At 43.1% G+C, this 19298-nt stretch carries 18 protein-coding genes; 11 read left to right on the top strand and 7 right to left on the bottom strand.

The window, feature by feature from the left end:
* The first annotated feature begins 22 nt into the window (after positions 1 to 22).
* The 4 genes from QWZ07_RS10600 to QWZ07_RS10585 all read left to right on the top strand — a co-directional run bounded on the left by QWZ07_RS10600 (position 23) and on the right by QWZ07_RS10585 (position 3261).
* A complete protein-coding gene (locus QWZ07_RS10600; RefSeq protein WP_192852672.1) occupies positions 23 to 469 on the top strand; it encodes a pentapeptide repeat-containing protein in 447 nt (148 codons plus the stop codon).
* A gap of 175 nt (positions 470 to 644) precedes the next feature.
* A complete protein-coding gene (locus QWZ07_RS10595; RefSeq protein WP_192852671.1) occupies positions 645 to 1892 on the top strand; it encodes a lipase family alpha/beta hydrolase in 1248 nt (415 codons plus the stop codon).
* Positions 1893 to 2168: 276 nt separating this feature from the next.
* Positions 2169 to 2654 (top strand): TetR/AcrR family transcriptional regulator, encoded by a 486-nt coding sequence (locus QWZ07_RS10590; protein ID WP_318532808.1) that lies wholly within the window; start codon positions 2169 to 2171, stop codon positions 2652 to 2654.
* Between the two features lie 100 nt (positions 2655 to 2754).
* Positions 2755 to 3261, top strand: a complete 507-nt coding sequence (locus QWZ07_RS10585; RefSeq protein ID WP_017110002.1) for a GNAT family N-acetyltransferase — start codon at positions 2755 to 2757, stop codon at positions 3259 to 3261.
* Positions 3262 to 3377: 116 nt separating this feature from the next.
* Here the strand turns inward: QWZ07_RS10585 and QWZ07_RS10580 are convergent, their stop codons facing one another.
* The 4 genes from QWZ07_RS10580 to QWZ07_RS10565 form a co-directional block, all read right to left on the bottom strand.
* Positions 3378 to 4799, bottom strand: a complete 1422-nt coding sequence (locus QWZ07_RS10580) for an SNIPE associated domain-containing protein (protein WP_192852670.1) — start codon at positions 4797 to 4799, stop codon at positions 3378 to 3380.
* Entirely contained in the window at positions 4800 to 5102 is a 303-nt protein-coding gene (locus QWZ07_RS10575) for a hypothetical protein (protein ID WP_099166422.1), read from the bottom strand.
* A 223-nt stretch (positions 5103 to 5325) separates the two neighbouring features.
* Positions 5326 to 6339: a manganese-dependent inorganic pyrophosphatase gene (locus QWZ07_RS10570; RefSeq protein ID WP_192852669.1), complete on the bottom strand. Its 1014-nt coding sequence runs from the start codon at positions 6337 to 6339 to the stop codon at positions 5326 to 5328.
* Positions 6340 to 6779: 440 nt separating this feature from the next.
* Positions 6780 to 7232 (bottom strand): septal ring lytic transglycosylase RlpA family protein, encoded by a 453-nt coding sequence (locus tag QWZ07_RS10565; protein ID WP_017110008.1) that lies wholly within the window; start codon positions 7230 to 7232, stop codon positions 6780 to 6782.
* Between the two features lie 420 nt (positions 7233 to 7652).
* Between QWZ07_RS10565 and QWZ07_RS10560 the strand changes: the two genes are divergently transcribed.
* The 4 genes from QWZ07_RS10560 to QWZ07_RS10545 all read left to right on the top strand — a co-directional run bounded on the left by QWZ07_RS10560 (position 7653) and on the right by QWZ07_RS10545 (position 12970).
* The gene (locus QWZ07_RS10560) at positions 7653 to 9224 is read left to right on the top strand and encodes an amidase (protein ID WP_192852668.1); all 1572 of its coding nucleotides are present in this window, start codon (positions 7653 to 7655) and stop codon (positions 9222 to 9224) included.
* A 93-nt stretch (positions 9225 to 9317) separates the two neighbouring features.
* The gene (locus QWZ07_RS10555; protein ID WP_192852667.1) at positions 9318 to 10316 is read left to right on the top strand and encodes a DUF2860 family protein; all 999 of its coding nucleotides are present in this window, start codon (positions 9318 to 9320) and stop codon (positions 10314 to 10316) included.
* Between the two features lie 105 nt (positions 10317 to 10421).
* The gene (locus QWZ07_RS10550; protein ID WP_192852666.1) at positions 10422 to 11441 is read left to right on the top strand and encodes a helix-turn-helix domain-containing protein; all 1020 of its coding nucleotides are present in this window, start codon (positions 10422 to 10424) and stop codon (positions 11439 to 11441) included.
* A 314-nt stretch (positions 11442 to 11755) separates the two neighbouring features.
* The gene (locus tag QWZ07_RS10545; RefSeq protein WP_192852665.1) at positions 11756 to 12970 is read left to right on the top strand and encodes a 4Fe-4S binding protein; all 1215 of its coding nucleotides are present in this window, start codon (positions 11756 to 11758) and stop codon (positions 12968 to 12970) included.
* 134 nt (positions 12971 to 13104) lie between these two features.
* Here the strand turns inward: QWZ07_RS10545 and QWZ07_RS10540 are convergent, their stop codons facing one another.
* On the bottom strand, positions 13105 to 13596 hold the full coding sequence (locus QWZ07_RS10540; RefSeq protein ID WP_029223432.1) for a VOC family protein: 492 nt from the start codon (positions 13594 to 13596) through the stop codon (positions 13105 to 13107).
* A 430-nt stretch (positions 13597 to 14026) separates the two neighbouring features.
* Here QWZ07_RS10540 and ahpC point away from each other — a divergent pair, with 430 nt between their 5' ends.
* Together ahpC and ahpF are read left to right on the top strand one after the other, a co-directional pair.
* Positions 14027 to 14584 carry an alkyl hydroperoxide reductase subunit C gene (gene ahpC, locus QWZ07_RS10535; protein ID WP_004736364.1) on the top strand — a complete coding sequence of 186 codons (558 nt, stop codon included), beginning with the start codon at positions 14027 to 14029 and terminating at the stop codon, positions 14582 to 14584.
* A 199-nt stretch (positions 14585 to 14783) separates the two neighbouring features.
* Complete coding sequence (ahpF, locus tag QWZ07_RS10530) at positions 14784 to 16376, top strand: alkyl hydroperoxide reductase subunit F (protein WP_102560171.1); 1593 nt, start codon at positions 14784 to 14786, stop codon at positions 16374 to 16376.
* 173 nt (positions 16377 to 16549) lie between these two features.
* On the opposite strand, the gene QWZ07_RS10525 is transcribed toward ahpF, so the two are convergent.
* Positions 16550 to 17149: a LysE family translocator gene (locus QWZ07_RS10525; protein ID WP_017056995.1), complete on the bottom strand. Its 600-nt coding sequence runs from the start codon at positions 17147 to 17149 to the stop codon at positions 16550 to 16552.
* A 122-nt stretch (positions 17150 to 17271) separates the two neighbouring features.
* Between QWZ07_RS10525 and QWZ07_RS10520 the strand changes: the two genes are divergently transcribed.
* Positions 17272 to 17757: an Lrp/AsnC family transcriptional regulator gene (locus tag QWZ07_RS10520; RefSeq protein ID WP_017110015.1), complete on the top strand. Its 486-nt coding sequence runs from the start codon at positions 17272 to 17274 to the stop codon at positions 17755 to 17757.
* A gap of 127 nt (positions 17758 to 17884) precedes the next feature.
* Here QWZ07_RS10520 and QWZ07_RS10515 read toward each other — a convergent pair whose 3' ends face one another.
* A complete protein-coding gene (locus QWZ07_RS10515; RefSeq protein WP_192852664.1) occupies positions 17885 to 19255 on the bottom strand; it encodes an L-serine ammonia-lyase in 1371 nt (456 codons plus the stop codon).
* Positions 19256 to 19298 lie beyond the last annotated feature (43 nt).

Raw genomic sequence — 19298 nt, 5'->3', positions numbered from 1 at the left:
AACTGAAGGGGTGGCGTGAAGTATGAACAAATACACTCAACAAGAGCTTGATTCCATTCTTGAACAACACAAGTTATGGCTAGAAAACCAAGGTGGCGAACGAGCACAATTGCGTAATGCCGACCTAAGTAATCTAGCGCTTCAAAACGTCGACCTGCGTTGCGCCAGCCTAATTCGCACCAATTTTAGCGGTACGGATTTATCGGGCAGTAACATGAGTGAAGCGGACATCACCTACGCCAATTTCAGCCACGCGACTCTGAATAACGCGATTTTCCAAGACGCGGATTTACGCAACGCCGACATGAGCAACACACAAATGCACAACGTCGATTTACTGCGTGCCGACTTGTTTCGTACTAATTTCAGCAATGCTCAAGTTAATGACGAAGCGTTCAAACGAATCGATATCAGCAACACCATTATTGAATTACGTAACCCTAATCAACAGTGTTTGTCATCTAAGTAACCAAGATAGTCGCAATTACCCTTCCAACATCCCCAGCAAGCTCATACTCATACTCATACTCAAGACAGAATGTGATCAACCAGAATGGATAAGATAACTCTTTGTTTTATTGCTAATATTAAACACAGGGTGTGAATTCAAGGATGAAGCTTGTCGATATGGGGATAAAATTGAAATGAGGCGATTATTTACTGCGCTGTTAGCCAGTTCAGTGCTGTTACTTAGCTCTGTGCTATCAGGATGCGGAAACTTTAGAAATCTCTCTCATGAGATGGACGCGATCGACTCAATTACCGACCAATACACCATCACCTTGAGTCAACCAGCCTCAGACTCTGCCGTGGTTATTGAACAAGTTAAAGACATCAACAAAAGCGAAGTTGATGGCTACGACGGCATAATAGACAGCGACAGTATTCAGTTACAGCTATCAAACGATATCCACTACCTACTTATCTTTGAAGATAGAAACCAAGACTTAACCCTACAAGCTGACGAACCATTCAGTGTGATCAACCTTCACGACCACCAAGACAAATCGACAATCGACGTTTCGCTAACCGTTAATGAAAATGCACTGCCAAGCGCCTTTGTTGATCGTTCGTTGTCTTCCCTCTTAAAAATAGAATTGGACCTCGTAGAAATAGGCACCGTTGTGAGTTTGACGGATCAACCTTTTGAGAAAGAGAACGCCAATCTCGGCATGTGGCAACCGCTGACATTTTTGCTCGAAAACAATGCCGGACTCTATTTTCTATCTGAATACGACCCAAATAAAACCTCTATCCTATTTGTGCATGGCATCAATGCGACCGCTATAGATTTCGCTCCTCTCATTGAAAAGATCGATCAGTCCAAATATCAAATCTGGGTATTTAACTACCCTTCAGGCTTATCACTCTCTTTAAATTCAAAAGGCTTGAGTAACCTTTTGCATACCATAGTGACTGAATACAAGATTCAAAAAATGCACGTGGTAGCCCATAGTATGGGTGGCTTGATCGTGACAAACAGTATTCGTCAGTGTCGCATTGGCCAGCTATGTGATTTTGTTAGCAGCATCACTACCATCTCTTCGCCATTTGGTGGCGTAGCATCAGCCAAACAAGGAATAGAATACTCCCCCGTTGTAATGCCAGCTTGGGTCGATTTAAATCCAGACGGCAAATTCATCGCCGATTTATTTGCGGATAACAAGCCAACCCACACCCCACACTTCTTGGCGTTTGGTTACAACTCGGGCGAGCTGTTTAACACCAACAGTAACGATGGCGTCATTAACCTATCAAGCCAGTTGTCGCGTCCAGCTCAATTGAATGCCGAACAAATTCTTGGTTACGACGAAAACCATTTAAGTATTTTAGATAACGACGACCTGTTTGAAGATCTTTCTGAGTTTTGGTTGAGATCAGAGCAGGAGTAATCATCAAAGCTTTGCCAAATTCCAAGGTTAAAGGCGACACCCCATCTTTAACTCACTGTTGCCAATAAAATCGACACTTTCCTTGATCTAATCCGACGATCCTTAAAGATCTTGCGTTCCAAATTCATCTCGTATACTATCCTCAAATAAATTACAGACCGGATAGTCGGTCTGTAACATAATTGAGTGATATCCATGGACAAGAAGCAGCAAGCAATCCAAGCCGCGATTGAATTATTCGCGACACAAGGCTTTGAAAAAACGTCTATCGCACAGGTGTGTGAAACGGCGAAAGTATCGAAGGGTTTAGTTTTTCATCATTTCAAAAACAAAGATGACCTACTAAGACAAGTGTTTGTTCGCATGGCTGAAATCATTAGCGAAGTTGGTGAAAGTGTTGACCAATCTAGTGAAGGTATGTCGGTTAAAGAGAGGTTTATTAACCTTATCGAGCACATCTTCTTGTCGATGTCCGACCCGCAACAAAAACGGTTTTATCAACTTGATTACCAATTGAAATGCCAGCCCTCAACAAGGCTGATATTGAAAGATTTGTTAGACGAACGCTACCAACTGATGGTGCACTCTTTCGAAGTCATTCTGTGTGACGTTCCCAATGCCAACAGCATTGTCGATAGCCACATGTTAATCGCCGATATCGACGGTATCGCACTCAATTACTTGTTCTCGGATGGTGATTACCCGTTAGAGCAAATTAAAGAACGCTTCATAGCTAAGTACTTACTGCTGCTGGATTTATAAGTACCTCGCTTAAAAGCTCAATAAAACGTTGTTGGCTATCTAAAACAATTTGATATCTGAAAACGCTAACAACCAATAATTTAAGTTAGGAATTTTTCAAATGAAAACCCCTTATGAAATTCAATACCAAGCTTTCGCCGCTGCAGGCGGACTTTACGACGAACGCCATGCAAAACTGTACGCAGAATTTGCTGACGATCTTATTGCCGACGGCAGCTTTTCTATCGTGCATGAAGGCGTAGCACACGCATGCTATACCCCAATCACCATAGACGCAGCACCACACCTGAAGTGTTATGTGCTTGCACCTTTAGCTGTATTGCCAGAATACCAAGGCAAAGGCTACGCGACTCGATTGATGGAAGAAGCCGAGAAACAACTCGACGCTGACGTTATCTTCGTGATGGGCGAACCGTTCCACTACGGCAACCGTTACAACACGCCACATAACGTGCTTCCACCAGTAAGGACACTTGCACCTTTAGAGTGTTGGTTCGCTAAAGCACTGACCCCTGGCGCACTAGACGGCGTGGGTGAATCAACATCAAGCGTTACTGGCCCTTACGCAAGCGAGCTAATGTGGGGACACCCAAGCGAGCAAGTTTAAGGTAAATCAGATACGAAAAATGGAACGCTCAGGCGTTCCATTTTTGTTTGGGTGAACCGAAATACTCTAAGTTCTGATGCAAAAAATCGAGCTAAGATATCTTAGCTCGATTATGTTTACGCAGCATCTTGGAGCCTTAAGCTTTCATAATAGTCTTCTGCGAGAGCCGTCATTTTAAACTCAGCTTCAAAGCCAGCAATTTTTTCTACAGCTTCTTGTATAGATTCCAAATCAACTTGGAAAAACTCCTTGCGGGTATTAACCGCGTTTACACGTTGAGTATGGAACTCTCTATGTAAAGCAGCCTCTAAAGCAGGAGCATCATCGGCATAAATCATAGCGTGGACATCAAAAGAGAATGGTACGCTTGCATCCCCTAATTCTTTAACGCGATCCATTGGCTCAAGCCTTCTCGTTAAACCAATTTTATAGACATCTTCACCAAATGAGCCGATGTTACTAATCACGTAAACATGCCCTTTTCTAGTTTGTTCAGCCATGCTCTTAGCTCGTTGTTCTTTAGATTCAGCTTCTTCGAGTCGAGTTTGCAGCTCTGCTATTCGACGCTCCATAAGCTCTTTCTCTTCATCCGAAGCATCATTTAATTCTTCACGTGCCTTTTCAAGCATCTTGCGATACATCTTCTCTTCTTTTTCAGCATCAGCAATTGCTTTTTGGAACTCCTTTATAGCTCGCTGTTCTTCACGAATCTGCTCTTTAATTAATTTCTGTTCAATTTGCTCTTCTTCTTTCTTGAGCATGTATTGATATTGGAGTTTGCACTCCTCAAATTTTAACTCGATATAGTCCAAATTAAAGCCGCATTCAAAAGTAGCACAAAGTTTTTCAATATTATTAGCTAGCTTCTCTATGCGTTCTAATGTTCGAGCAAAGCTACTTGGCGATACTTTACCTATTAAGAAGTCACATTCTGTATTAAACGCAGTCAGCATTAACTTAACTTGTGCATCTAGGATTTTTCTATTGTAAGCAGCATCATTTGAGATAACCGTGTAGCTTGGATAAATAATCGCAGTTTTATCTTTGATCATCTCTTTTTGAGATTGCCTAACTTCCTTAATTTCTTCAGCAAAGCGAACTGACGTCTCGTACAAATATTGTGGCATTTCAAAATGACCACATGAAGTGTACTCATCAATTCGAGAATATAAGTCAAGCTTACCCATGAGTTCATCAAGAGCCTTAGTATTCATCTCAAATGAAGATTTACTATCTTCGATACCTAGCTCCACAGCTCCAAGCTCTTTTGTTTTTTGAGCTAAACTCTCAGCAATTGTATTCTCATTTTTCTGAAGAGCCCTTAACGATTCAGTCTCATTGAATATAGAATCTAGTTCTCTCGCGGCTTGTTCAGATTCAGTCTTCACCACATGTAGTTCGTTTTTTACGAGCTTAAGTGCCTCATCGATTGACTTATATTCCGCTACTTTTTTGTTGGCACTATTTTTAGTTAGGATATAGGTCAAGATAATTAATACCGCGGCTGAAACGACAACTATTAGTAAATTATTATCCATTTACTTTAAAACCTCTTTGATAAATTGTTTTCTTAATGAAGAGCGTTCAAGACAGCGATCGTTGTATTCATCTTTCGCTTCAACCAAGGACTCTTTAAACGCTCTTTTTACTTCTGAGGCTCTCTTTTTCTCAGTTCGTTCAACGTCTTTTAACCGGCGTATCCTTTCACGCTCAACTCGTAGTTCTTCACGTTCAGCTGCTTTACGGCGCTTTTCAGATTCCCGTATAGAACGCTTGTTTGCTTTATCTATAGCTTTAACAACTCTAATCGCTGTTCTTAAACCACTACCACGTCTAGCCAAAACTTCACCGTATACCATATAGATGTTGATGACCGACATTAACACAAATGGACATTTGATCTTTAATACACATCAAGTTTGATATTTAAGCGAACTAAACAATATGGACTCATTATCAAATTAACGTGATTGCTCACATTATAAAAATATGTAGTTTTAGCTCTCCCCAAAACAAAAAGGGATTGGTATCTCTACCAATCCCTCTCCCAAACTCTCTTTCTACTTACAAGCTCTCAATTGCCTTTTGAACCGCAGGGCCAATCTGACGCTTGCGAGAAGTGACGCCTTCCAGAGTTAACATGTCGCTTGTTGGTTCGGCATTGAAAGCTGACTTAATGACTTGATAGTCGCTTTCATCTACCCAAAGTAAGTTTGCTTCTTTGTTCTTAGTGTCGGTGATTGAGAAGAACAGATGGTCTAAGCCGCTCTCTGCCTTATAAGACTTCATCGCAGCCAAAAGCTCATCTTTACGATCAATCAGTTGTTGAGCCGTTAGCGTTTCAGCAACACCGATACCCACCTGTTTGCCACCGTACTTAAAGTTTTTGTAGTCCAGAGTCAGAATGGTTTCAGATGAAAGGTGGCTAAGGTCTGATTTAGCAATCAGCATTTGTTGGCCGAAGTCTTCGATATCTGAAATGCCTGCAACCTTCGCCAACTTCTCTGCGTATTCACGATCATGATTTGTTGTAGTTGCTGATTGGAATACCACGGTGTCAGAAAGAATCGCACCCAAACCAACACAAGCAAGGTGCTTAGGTAAGGTCACATCGAGCTTTTCAGCGTTATCAGCCAGAATCGTTGCAGCTGAACCCCAACCTCGAATATCCATCTCGACAATTTGTGGCGTATTAATTGGAGAGCCACCAATCGCGTGATGATCGACCACAGCCACAATAGATGCTTGGTCGATGGTTGGCGCTAATTGAGTCACTTGGTTGAAGTCCACCAACCCTACTCGGTATGAAGAATAATCTGTCTCTACTCGCGGTGATTCCGCATTACAGTAGTTCAAGATAAACGTCGATTCAGGGTTGATAGGCTCAGGCACTGTTGCCGTACCGCCATAGATATGAGCCGCGAGCATCGCAGACATTACCGTGTCGCTGTCTGGGCTAAGGTGCCCCGTCCATACGAGATCTTCACTGTTTTCATTGGCAGATTGTTGCAGGCTGAAAGCAAAGCTTGCTGAACTGAAAGACATAATTACGGCGGCAACGACAGGTGTTAGCTTCACGGGTATTTCCTTATTTGGATTCGTTTTAGAACTCCATAAGCTAGCCATCAAAAATTTCAAAACCGTGTCAGCGATGTTTCAGATTTACTTCAGTAAGTAACGAAATGTAATTTCCCTTTCCTTCCCCTTGCCAATCAAATTACAACTCACTTTGGATTAGGTCATCTTTTCATTATTTCACAATGAATTTTAATGAAGCTTGGTGAACCGACATGTAAACCACTGAGTCATTGAGATATACAAGACCCAATTCAAATTCTAAGAATTAGATAATCTAACTAAAAAATGATGCTAGAAAGGATCAAAAAAGGCCGCAACGCAGCCTAATCAAGTAAGCATAGATGTACTGTACACTCATCAAGGTCGACGGTCAGTTCCTCCCCTTTCCATTGCTGGTAAGGGATCGGAGATGTAAACCAAGGGGAGGCTAGGAGGGGATTCTAGTGCTTATACCTAAAGGTATTACTGTCATCAACAATCTCGATTTTGACAGGCACAGTGCCTTGCTTAACGTTGCCGATTTTTGCAAATGCCTTGTGAGAAAGGTCGATCACTCGGCCTTTTACGTAAGGGCCTCGATCGTTAATTTTAACTTCGACAGACTTATTATTGGCAGTGTTAGTCACTCTCACTATAGTGCCAAAGGCTAAAGTTTTATGCGCTGCCGTATAAGCATTCATGTTGTATGTCTCACCACTTGCTGTGAGTTTTCCATGGAATTTATCGCCATACCAAGAAGCTTTACCCACAAGAGCATGTGACTTGGCATAGTCCTTTGTTTTAGAACTGCCGACAGCCGACGTTGAGGTGCACCCGGCTAATATCATAAGAATAAGAGCGGTAAAGATGATGTGTAGTTTTTTCATGTGATTTGGGAACGCTAATCTCTGCATGTTTCTCTATTTTCGTTGTTGTTGGTTAGCAATATTGCGCTGAGTATAGTCACAGCTCAATCAAGGCTACCATTCGGTATGAGCCCGCAATATTTCCATAAACAACGCTTTCTTCCGTCATTTTCATGAAAGGTTTTATCCTTAAAACGTCAACTTTAACAACGTCTTAAAATTGCTTATTTCTCAACCATTCCATGCCATTCACCCACAACGACTTTGTTAAAGTAGTAATAACGCCTGCCTATACATAACCCGACAAACGAGTTGGCGTGAATGGTATGAATGTTGGCGGTATTTGCACTGCAAGCAAACACTCCGATCTTTATTCTAGTCCCATAAATCAGCACACGGAGTGAAGATAGATCTAGCAAGCTAGATTTCGAAACAAGGATAGTGACTTTCTAACTTGGGATAGAAACTATGACTATCAATGAATTAAAGCGCAGAGATTTTTTCAAAGTTATGGGAAAAGGCGCAGTTTCAGCTGCGGCTATATCTCTACCTGCTTTAGCGAATGCATCCCCCACTTCGCCAAAAACATTACCAGCAGATTACCGAACCGTTGACTCGCCACTGGATGCGACAGAGATGGCTAGCCTAATAAGAAGCAAAAAAGCCACACCAAAAGAGTTCGTACAAGAAGCGATATATAAAATTCGCCAGACAAACGATCAGGTCAATGCCGTGGTTTCTGAGTGCTTTGATTTAGCACTGGAACGCGCAGACTCATTTAACCCTAATTCCCCCTTTGCAGGCGTCCCCTTTCTAGCAAAAGACTGTGTCGATGTGGCTGGGCTTGAATGCACGATGGGGTCGAAACTAAACCAAGGTAGAAAGCCTAACAAGACCTCTTGGTTTATTCGTGCGACACAGAATGCAGGGTTAAACACGATAGGCATGACGAATATCCCTGAGATGATGACGTTGGGATGCACACAAAATCCACTTTATGGTGCGACGCGTAACCCATGGGATTTAAGCCGAGGTGTCCATTCTTCGACTGGTGGAGGTGCAGCTGCAATCGCTGCTGGATATGTACCCTTAGTGCATTCTACAGATGGTGGTGGTTCATCTCGAATGCCAGCTTCAGCGACGGGAATCTTTGGTTTTAAACCGAGTCGAGAATCTTTGATTTCGGGCCTAACTGACGGCTCAACAAATGAAGATTTTACCCATCAGTCGTTTATGTCGAGAACCGTTCGTGACGCTGCTTTAGCGGTTTCAGTCACAGAGCATCACACAAAAAACAACTTTGAGACGCCTTTTCCACGAACTCCGATAGGAATGGTTAATGCTTCTCTCAACAGAAAAATAACGATTGGTGTCACCCTAAAAGATATCCACGGCAGACTTCCCGATGAAGATACGCTCGCTGCTATTCGATCTACGGCCTCGTTACTCGAAAGCCTTGGACATATCGTTATAGAAGTTGACCAGCCGATACAAGATGGCGACGTGTTCATGCGCAATTACATGGGGGTATTTGGCAACAAGATGGCAGGCTTTGTTGAACAGTTCGACCGCCTAGGTATGCCACTTGAATCAATGCCAGACAAGGTGAGTGACAACGTCGTTTATTTGGCTCGCGAGATGCAAGCACGCTTAAAAGCCGAACCTAATATGTATATCGACTCCAAAGCGCGATGCCACAATTTCGCACTGACTCACAACCGAGATTTCTTTAAAACCATCGATATATGGCTGACTCCGTGTTCAAACCATATTCCTTTGGATATTGAATATTTCGACCAGAAAGCGCACTCCGGCAAAGAGATATGGGCACGCTCTGAGAAGTTAATGTCTTACACGCCAATCGAAAACGTGGCTGGCAACCCTGCGATGTCGGTGCCCTTGTATTGGAACAAGCAGAATCTTCCAGTCGGCAGTCATTTTTCCGCAGCAAGAGGCAACGACCGCCTCTTATTTGAATTGGCCTATCAACTAGAAAGCGCCAAGCCTTGGGCAAATAAAAAAGCCCCAATAGCACTTTAAGAAGCAATTCACTTTCAAGAGCTATTTATTTTCAAGAGCTATTCGATTTCGAAATCAGTTCGATTAAAAAACTATTCAAGTACGAGTCTATTGATGAAACATATTATCTCCCTATTTTTGGCAACTATGATGCTTGCTTCTCCTTCATACGCAGCTTTGGCACCAAGCGAAGGTTTTAGTGGCAACATGACCTTCCTAACCGGCTTCACCGCAAACTCAAGCAACTTAGATGTTGGCCAAAGTAATCATCAATCTCAAACCGATTTAATGTCGTCTGGTGCGACTGAAGCCAATGGAATGGTCGCTATTTTAGGTTCGATGCAGTACACCTTTGGCGCTTTGAATCACAAGCAAATTTTCTTAGGCACTTCTAGAGACGACATCATTACAGGTACGTTGGCATTTGAAGTTGGCTATAGGCATCAACTGGAGAGCGGGATGGTTATCGACTTTTCCATCTTACCGACTCTGATCTCTGGCGAAGTGTGGGATGACCCTTATGCCGTTGATTCGAAGAGAGAAGAAACCGACCTAACCGGCAACGTGGTTCGAATGCAGCTGTCTAAAATGATGGGGACTAACTTTAATATCGATATGGCTTTTGGCGAGTCCGATGTGAAAAAAGAAAACACAGGATTAAAGGGGCTTGATTTAACGGACGAAGAGCGAGCATTAATGACGCGAGAACGAGAGTATTTTTACCTAAAGTCGGGTTACCAGTACTTCTTAAAAGATGGGTCTGGCATTCTCACGCCTTCAATGAATGTTTTCTCGTCGAACTCTGAGGGTAATGCGTTATCGTTCCTAAGTGTTGGAGCAGAGATAAACTTAGCGAAAAGATTCGGTAATCATGGTCTGGCTTTCACGATCAACGCAGCAAAACGCGACTATGATAAAGAGAACCCTATCTTCAATAAAACGCGTGAAGACAAAGATTTCGGTGCATTTATCGCCTATGAATATGCCAATATCTTTGAGGCAAAAAACTGGTCTCTAGTATCACTGTTAGGTGCAAAAACAACCACTTCGAATATTGAATATTACCAATCGTCACAATATGTGGTTTCAGTAGGCGTTGATTACAAGTTCTAAGGTCTAACTGAGCTTTTCACTGCTTGTAACCAGTAAAAAAATCCTATAATTTGGGGCACATTAACGAGAAGAACACTCTTCAACAACCAGCAATAACAGGAAGTTATGGTGGAAAGTTTTAGTACTCAGTTGCCCATATTTTGGTTTAAAACGTTAGATTCAGCGATCCAAGCTAGAATTGGAGACAGCAGCGACATCTGGTCAGGGGCAGAGGCATATGAACAACTTTGCTCCGCCGAAACGATTTCGGCCCATCAGCTTCAAACCGGTATCACCAATATCTACCAACGTTTTGATCATGAACTGATCGACTTGTTTGATGAGTCTGCCCGCTACTTTGATGAGCTTGAAATAGGCGCTCCGGTCATGGCCATGCTAACCGCCCCCAATCTCTCCAGCTTTTGTGAACTACTGAGTCGGTATTCGATTCATATACACCCACTGTTAAAGATATTCAGTCGTGAGACCGATAAAGGTGAACTGGAACTTTGGACAGTGACACCCGAATACATTGATGAGTCAACGCTAATGACACACATTAGCTTGGGGCTCTATTTCAGTATTATTCTCAAGCTCATTCGAAAGTACCTCAATGCGCCCAAGCAAAAAGTAGCCATTCATATTAACAAGAACACCATCGGCGATGAGTTCTTGGCTATCTTCGAGCGCGTATTCAATATAGAAATGAAAGAAGGCTACCCTGCCCGATATCTCCTTTTCTCTAACGATCTGGCACAGAAGAAGCCTCGCCAATTCCAACCTGATTTTCATGCAGAATTAGTACGAATGGCTGACCAACAGATGGAAAAGGCGTTAAAAACCAACTTAATCTACAAAGTGAACGAAACGTTCAAAGTGCTTGCAGTGAAAGACACAAACCTAGATAGCGTAGCAAGCAACCTGCACATAAGCCCTCGAACCTTGAACCGTAAACTTAAACAAGAAAGTGTGAGTTTCCGTCGCTTGTTTGATAAGTATCGACTTGAACTAAGCCTTACCCTACTTAACCAAAACGACGCTAATATTACTTATGTCGCTCACGAACTTGGTTTCTCAGATTCGAGCGCATTCAGCCGAGCATTCAAAAATTGGACTGGGCACTCTCCTACCGAACTAAAATCGTAAGGTTACTTTCCGGCGAATTTGATGAAGCGAAACGAGCCGTCAGCGCATTGCATCACTCACCAAGAGGAAGCCTCAAGGTTCGAGTGTTTTTGGATTTTCTTACTGAGCATTTCAAAAATGCGGTTTAGCGATTAATCATCTCTGTTCACTTTATTAATAACCCCGGCTAACGTTATTAAAAACCACCCTTAATGGTTAGGTGAAATATTGATGAAAATTAACTCATATCAAAGATAGATAAGTTAGCTCATTAATCGTCAGACATACTCTTCCACGCGATTTATAGTACCACTCTGTAATGAAACGGTGGCTATATGACTTTTATTGAATCCTTTACCTTAATGCTTGCATTGATTTATAGCATTTGTGTTCTCTACACTAGCGGTAAAAAGCTCGGTAGCATAATAACTTCCTGCATTATCATTATTGCTGTATTAAGCGCAGCCTACTGGCCTCTACTCATTGCTCTGTCATTAGCGATGGTTGTTATCTCTTCCGTTTTTTACTTTAAACCGACCATCATTACGGCTTCATCTAAGACAAATGTTTTGCGTCAAGTCAGCCAACACGCGATGGCACTTTCATTATTTTTAGTGGCGATCCAGTACACCCTTCACACATGGCTACTTGTTCATCAAATATCTCCGAGCTTCATGCGACCTGATGTTACGGATGCTTTCTTACCTATTGCCGCGGCCATTCAATTTAAGGCTATCTTCTCTATTGGGTTTTGGGATCAAACTCACCCGGCAGGTGCAGTCATGCTCGTGACTGTGGTAGTGACTGGTATTGCTTGTAAGCGTGCATTTTGTGGTTGGATTTGTCCGTTAGGTCTCGCAGGGGAGTATCTGTATAAATTACGCTTAAAGTTCGTGAAGAAAGCGTATTTACCACCGGCTTGGATCGACTGGCCATTACGCATGATGAAGTACTTATTGTTGGCTTTCTTTACCTTTATTTCAGTCGGAATGCCTGTCGCGAGCCTGACTTATTACCTCAATGGCAATTATCATAAAATCGCTGATGTAAAAACCGCTTGGGTATTCGTTGAACCAGGAATGATTACTCTTGGTGTTTTAGCCATCATTCTATTGATGTCAGCATGGCGACAACGGGCTTTTTGCCGATATTTTTGCCCTTACGGCGCACTACTCGGGATAACAAGCCTGCTTAGCCCATTTAAAATTCGTCGAGACACTAAGCATTGTTTAAATGAAAAAGATAATCTGAATTGCAGCAAATGCACTCGCGCATGTCCTTCTAATATTATTATTCATACCGCTAAACAGATTCGAACAGATGAGTGCCAAGCTTGTTTACGCTGTGTTGCTGCTTGTCCGAATAAGCAGGCACTTGGACTAAAAACACGCAATGGTTGGCAATTGTCATCTAAGTATCTTCTCGTTTTAGTGCTAACAATTATGTTCGGCATCCCTCTATTGTCTTTTGCATTGGGTTATTGGCACAGTCAAACAAGCAATGAGATACGCATACAATTAATTCAAATGATGGATTACCTCAGCTATTGATCTTAGTTCTTTGAATCTCATAATGTGTCCCAATCCAAATTACATTCCCCAAAGCAAAAAAAGGATTGGTATCTCTACCAATCCTCTTTAGGGGGGTGTTTCGGTTTCTACCTTATGACAGGCAGGTAACGCGATTACTCGTAATCAGTCGCGTACGTGTCTTCGTATGTGTGCGAGTAGAATTCGAATAGGTTGCCAAACGGGTCTTCTAGGTAAACCATTTGCGCTTGTTTTAGTTCGTCTTCTGGGTGGTAACGCATGATGTCCATACGAACCTTACCGCCAAACTCTTCAACGCGCTTAATCGCTGAATGAAACTGCTCTTTTGGAAGCTGTAGACAGAAGTGGAAGATGCCTAGACGAGAGAAGTCTACTTCGTGACGCTCTTGACGATCTTTCATTTCGAACAGCTCAACACCGATGCCATCTGATGTTACTAGGTGTGCAATGTTGAAGCCTTTGAAGCCTTCGCCAAATACTGCGATACACATACGGCCGATTGCTGATTCGCGTTCTTCCATAACCTTAGTGTTGTTCATTACGATTCTTAGACCCAGAGCCTTAGTGTAAAACTCTACTGCTTGGTCCATGTCGCCTACCATGATCCCTACGTGATTCATTTTCATAACTTGCTCCAAATTCGTTTTTAATTCTGTGCTTTCCAAAGATTAGCTTCGGTGTTTCGTTTCGATGGAGAGAGTATATGGAGATGCGACAATTAACTGAAATTATCATAAATTATATTAATGATAATTTTTTGTTATTTACAGTTTGGTATAACAACTCAACTCTCGTAAAGAAACCGTACTTCCCCTTACCTAAATAGAGAACAACCTAAAAAGCATAGCTACTCAAATTGGGGGTGCTGATGTTTGATGGCTTTTGTTAATAGTTTTTGTTGATAGCTTTTACCGATAGTCCTTTCCTTTCGAAGATAGGATTTGCCTATTGAATCTATAGAAACGTCCGATTTCACTAATTTCCGGTGCGAATGCAATATAGCTCCATCGACGCGGGATAGCGTTAAACACTACAAATTAGAAAGAGAGTCGAATCATGATCAACACAGAAATCAAACCATTCAACGCAACAGCATTCAAAAACGGCGAATTCGTAGAAATCACTGAGCAAGACGTTAAAGGCAAGTGGGCTGTATTCTTCTTCTACCCAGCAGACTTCACGTTTGTATGTCCAACTGAGCTAGTTGACCTACAAGACAAATACGCAGAGCTTCAATCTCGCGGCGTAGAAGTTTTCTCAGTATCAACTGACACGCACTTCTCTCACAAAGCATGGCACGATACTTCTGACAAAATCGGCACTATCGAATACTTCATGGTAGGCGACCAAACAGGCAACATCACCAACAACTTCAACGTTATGCGTGAAGGTCAGGGCCTTGCAGACCGTGCAACTTTCCTAATCGACCCTGAAGGCGTTATCCAAGCAATGGAAATCACAGCTGAAGGCATCGGCCGTGACGCTGAAGACCTACTGCGCAAGGTTAAAGCAGCACAATACGTAGCCGCTCACCCAGGTGAAGTTTGCCCAGCTAAATGGAAAGAAGGCGAAGAGACTCTAGCGCCATCTCTAGACCTAGTAGGTAAAATTTAATCTAAGCCTAGCTAAAAAGAACAAATAAAACGGTTCTACAGGCGCGCTTCGGCCTCCCTCCTAAAGGGCAGTTGCGCGCCACCCTTTCAAGCCATCAACAACACAATATTTGCCGACTTGCGCCCCCTTTTTATTTTCCTTTTTCAGCAAGAAGGTATTGGTCAATACCAAGACACAGAATTTAAGAGCAGGCACGATTATGTTAGATCAAGCAATGAAGCAGCAGCTAAAAGCATACCTAGAAAACCTAAAAACCAATGTTCAGTTAGTGCTGAGCCTTGATAGCAGCGATACCGCGAACAAACTTCAAGATCTGGCGAATGATATCGCCTCTCTCACCGACAAAATTGAAGTAATTCGAGATGATAACGCAAGTACTCGCCGCCCTATCATGCAGGTCGTAAACCAAGAGAAAGGCACTGCGATCGGTTTCGCCGGTTTGCCAATGGGTCACGAGTTCACATCACTGGTACTTGCACTGCTTCATAGTGGTGGTCACCCTATCAAGCTTGAAGCTGACGTAATCGAACAAATTAAAGAACTCGATCAAGAGCTTAATGTAGAGATTTTCATCTCGCTATCATGCCAAAACTGTCCAGAAGTAGTTCAAGCATTCAACATGATGTCGGCGATTAACCCTCTAATTAAGACAACTATGATTGATGGCGCAGCATTCCAAGACGAAGTGAAGTCTCGCGATATTATGGCGGTACCGAGCGTATTCATTAACGGTGAGCTATTTGGTCAAGGACGTATGTCTCTGGCAGAAATTCTCAACAAAGTCGATTCAGGCGCAGCAGAAAAGAAAGCGGCCAACCTAAACGAACAAGCACCGTTTGATGTATTGGTTGTCGGTGGTGGCCCTGCGGGATCTTCAGCGGCTATCTACGCAGCACGTAAAGGCATTCGTACCGGTGTGGTTGCTGATCGATTCGGTGGTCAAGTGATGGATACGATGGCGATTGAGAACTTTATCTCAGTGAAAGCGACAACAGGTCCTAAGCTAGTGGCTAGCCTTGAAGAGCACGTAAAAGAGTACGGTGTTGAGATAATGACTGAGCAGCGCGCTGCGAACATCATTGCGGCAGAAGACACAGAAGACGGCTACATCCACGTTGAGCTAGAAAGCGGCGCAACATTACGATCTCGCACGGTTATCACCAGTACTGGTGCTCGCTGGCGTGAAATGAACGTTCCGGGTGAGCAAGAGTACCGCAATAAAGGCGTCGCTTACTGCCCACACTGTGACGGTCCTTTATTCAAAGGTAAGAAAACAGCGGTTATTGGTGGCGGTAACTCAGGTATCGAAGCGGCGATTGATTTAGCGGGTATCGTTGAACACGTAACCGTACTTGAATTTGCAGACACACTACGTGCCGACCAAGTGCTTATCGACAAAGCGAACGCAACACCAAACATCGAAATCATCAAGATGGCGCAAACCACACAAGTGATTGGTGATGGCAACCGTGTAACCGGTCTGGAATACAAAGACCGCAATACCGACGAACTAAAACAGATCGAACTTGCGGGTATCTTTGTTCAAATCGGCCTGATGCCAAACAGCGAATGGTTGAAGGGTTCGAAAGTTGAGCTGTCACCACGCGGTGAAATTGAAATTAACGCTCATGGCGCAACATCAATGAAAGGAGTGTTTGCGGCGGGTGATGTAACGACAGTACCTTACAAACAGATCATCATTGCGATGGGTGAAGGTGCGAAAGCAAGCTTAGGTGCATTTGACCACCTAATCCGTAACTCAGCTCCGGTTAAAGAGGCTGAAACCGCTTAAACTTAAAACTTAAAACTTAAAACTTAAAACTTAAAACTTAAAAGCTTCTAGGCATAAAAGCTATTAACTCAAGTTCCTTAAATATTTGTTAACTTAATTCCTTACTGTTAACGACTTAGTCGACATTTAGACACCACTCCTATGGATTTAGGAGTGGTTTTTTTCTTTGTGATCTATGCCGGTTGATAAAGCATAAAAGCAACAACAAGCGCGAGACTTCCACCCAAGCAACGGTTCACAAACATCATCTGTTTTGGTGATTGAAGCAATTTTTTAAGCATGGTACCGCAATACGCCCATACCAACATGCACGGTACGCCCGTGATCACCATACCCGCGATAATGGTCACGACTTGAATCAAGTAATCGGCATTCGGGGTGATGAACTGCGAAAACACAGTTAATGAAGCAATCCAACCTTTAGGGTTTAACACCTGCACCAGCACGCCAGACATAAAACCCGAGCGATTGTCGGTGGTGCTTTCTTCGATTTGCATGTTCGCAATCGACCACGCCATGAACAGCAAATAAGCCGCACCCGCGTATTTCAAAATGTTGTATAGCTCTGGGTAAAGGGTAAATAGGCTCACCAAACCGACACTGGAACCCGCCAGTACGATGATGATGCCAACAGCGTTTCCAGAGATAAAAGGTAAAGTCGCAGCAAACCCGTAACGACTTGAAATCCCAAGTAATGCGATATTGCCTGCCCCAGGGGTAATTGCAATTGATGTTGAAAATAGCAAGAACGCCAGCATTAATTGAGAGCTCATTTCCTCTCACTCCTAATAAGTAAAGTATTTATACGGAGAGAGTTTACAGATTCGACTAGGAATTAAATTGCTATATAGGCTAATATTAATCCAAACTTGAGCAAGACTTTTCTAAAATAGCCATGAAACAGAAAGAATCCACCAAAGAAGTGTTAGATGACACAGATATCGCCATCTTAGAACATATCCAACAAGACGGACGCATGAGCAACAGTAAGCTCGCAGAGAAAGTGAACCTCAGCGAAACCCCATGTTGGCGCCGTTGGAAACGTATGGAAGAGACGGGCTATATCGATGGTTACGCCGCGAAGCTAAACCGCAAAAAGCTTGGTTTTCATGTGGCTGGTTTTACTCTTGTGACCTTGGGTAACCATGAAGTAGAAAACACAGAACCGTTTGAAGAGTTTGTCGAAGTAACCGATTGGATTCCTATGTGTCACTGTATTGCAGGCGGCGCCGACTATATGATTCAAGTGCTAGCGAAAGATTTAGAAGAGTACTTTGAGCGTATTAGCTCGATCAGACGAGTAAAAGGCGTGAGTGCGATTCAGTCCAATATCTCGGTTAAAGAGTTGAAAAACAGCTATAAGCTCCCTCTTGGAGAATAATCTTGCTCCCAGTTGATAAGCAGTCGTCTTGCAACAAAAATTGATACTTAAAAGCCCAGCCACCTTAGAGTTTTAAAATCTAACGATGCTGGGCTTTGATATTGAGCCTAATTAATCTGTTTGATGGCTACTCACATGGCGCTGCAAGGTGAATTAGGGCAAGGCCACCGAGTGAGGTTTCTCGGTATTTCTTATTCATGTCCTTACCCGTTTGATACATAGTCGCGATAACCTTATCCAATGAGATCAGGCTTTTGCTGTTACGTTTGAGTGCCATTCGTGAAGCATTAATCGCTTTCATCGAGCCCATCGCATTACGCTCAATACATGGCACTTGTACCAATCCGCCAATCGGGTCACATGTCATACCCAATGAATGTTCCATCGCAATTTCTGCCGCAATGCAAATCTGCTCATTACTGCCACCACGTAAAGCGGTTAAACCCGCCGCCGCCATAGAAGACGAAACGCCCACTTCACCTTGGCAGCCCACTTCGGCACCAGAAATAGAAGCGTTGGTTTTGTACAAAATACCAATCGCGCCCGATACGGCTAAGAAGTCTTTTAACTGCTTAGTATCCAACTCTTTAATGAAGCGATGGTAATACATCAATACGGCTGGAATAACGCCCGCGGCACCATTAGTTGGTGATGTCACGACTTGGCCACCAGCCGCATTTTCTTCACTGACAGCAAAGGCAAACAAGTTAATCCAATCCATGATTTCCATTGGATCGCTTTCAACGGCCGCATTCGCTTCGAGCTTCTTCAACAAGTTTGGAGCACGACGAGTGACGTTCAAGCCACCATCAAGAATGCCTTCAGTTTCAAAGCCGCGTTCCATACAACGAGTCATTACTCGCCAGATTTGATCGGCCTTTTCTGAAATAGCATCCGCGCTTTGGAAAGCCGCTTCATTTTGTAGAATCATACCACCCAAACTCATGCCGTTTTGATCCGCCTGAGCGAGCATTTCATCGGCACTGCTGAATGGGAAGGTGACATCGACCGATTGGGTTTTTGTGCCATTTTGCAGTTCATCCGCTGTCGCAATAAAGCCACCACCAATCGAGTAATAGGTTTCATCAACAATCACATTACCGCTTTGGTCAAACGCGGTAATCATCATGCCGTTTTCATGCAAAGGCAGATTGTCTTCATGAAATAGCATGTCGGTTTGGTAGTTAAAGCCAATGGTGTGACTGCCACTCAGCTGCATTTCACCACTGTCTATAGCAAGACGCATCGCTTCATTAGCGCTCGTGATTTTAATCGTGTCTGGCTTATTGCCGAGTAAACCCAAGATGGTTGCTCTGTCAGTGTGATGCCCTATTCCGGTTAACGATAACGAGCCATATAAATCAACTTGGACACGAACGACTTCTGCGATTCTATCGGCGATTAATTGTGTGAAATGGAAACCCGCAATCATTGGGCCGTTGGTGTGAGAGCTTGAAGGGCCAACACCAATTTTATAGATATCAAAAATGGACAGCATAGATTTACCTGTTAAAAATTAACCAGTTGAGAAAATTTACTCA

The sequence above is a fragment of the Vibrio lentus genome, assembly GCF_030409755.1.
Taxonomy (GTDB): domain Bacteria; phylum Pseudomonadota; class Gammaproteobacteria; order Enterobacterales; family Vibrionaceae; genus Vibrio; species Vibrio lentus.
The sequence above is the reverse complement of the archived record's forward strand: the minus strand, read 5'-3'. Positions and strand labels throughout refer to the sequence as shown.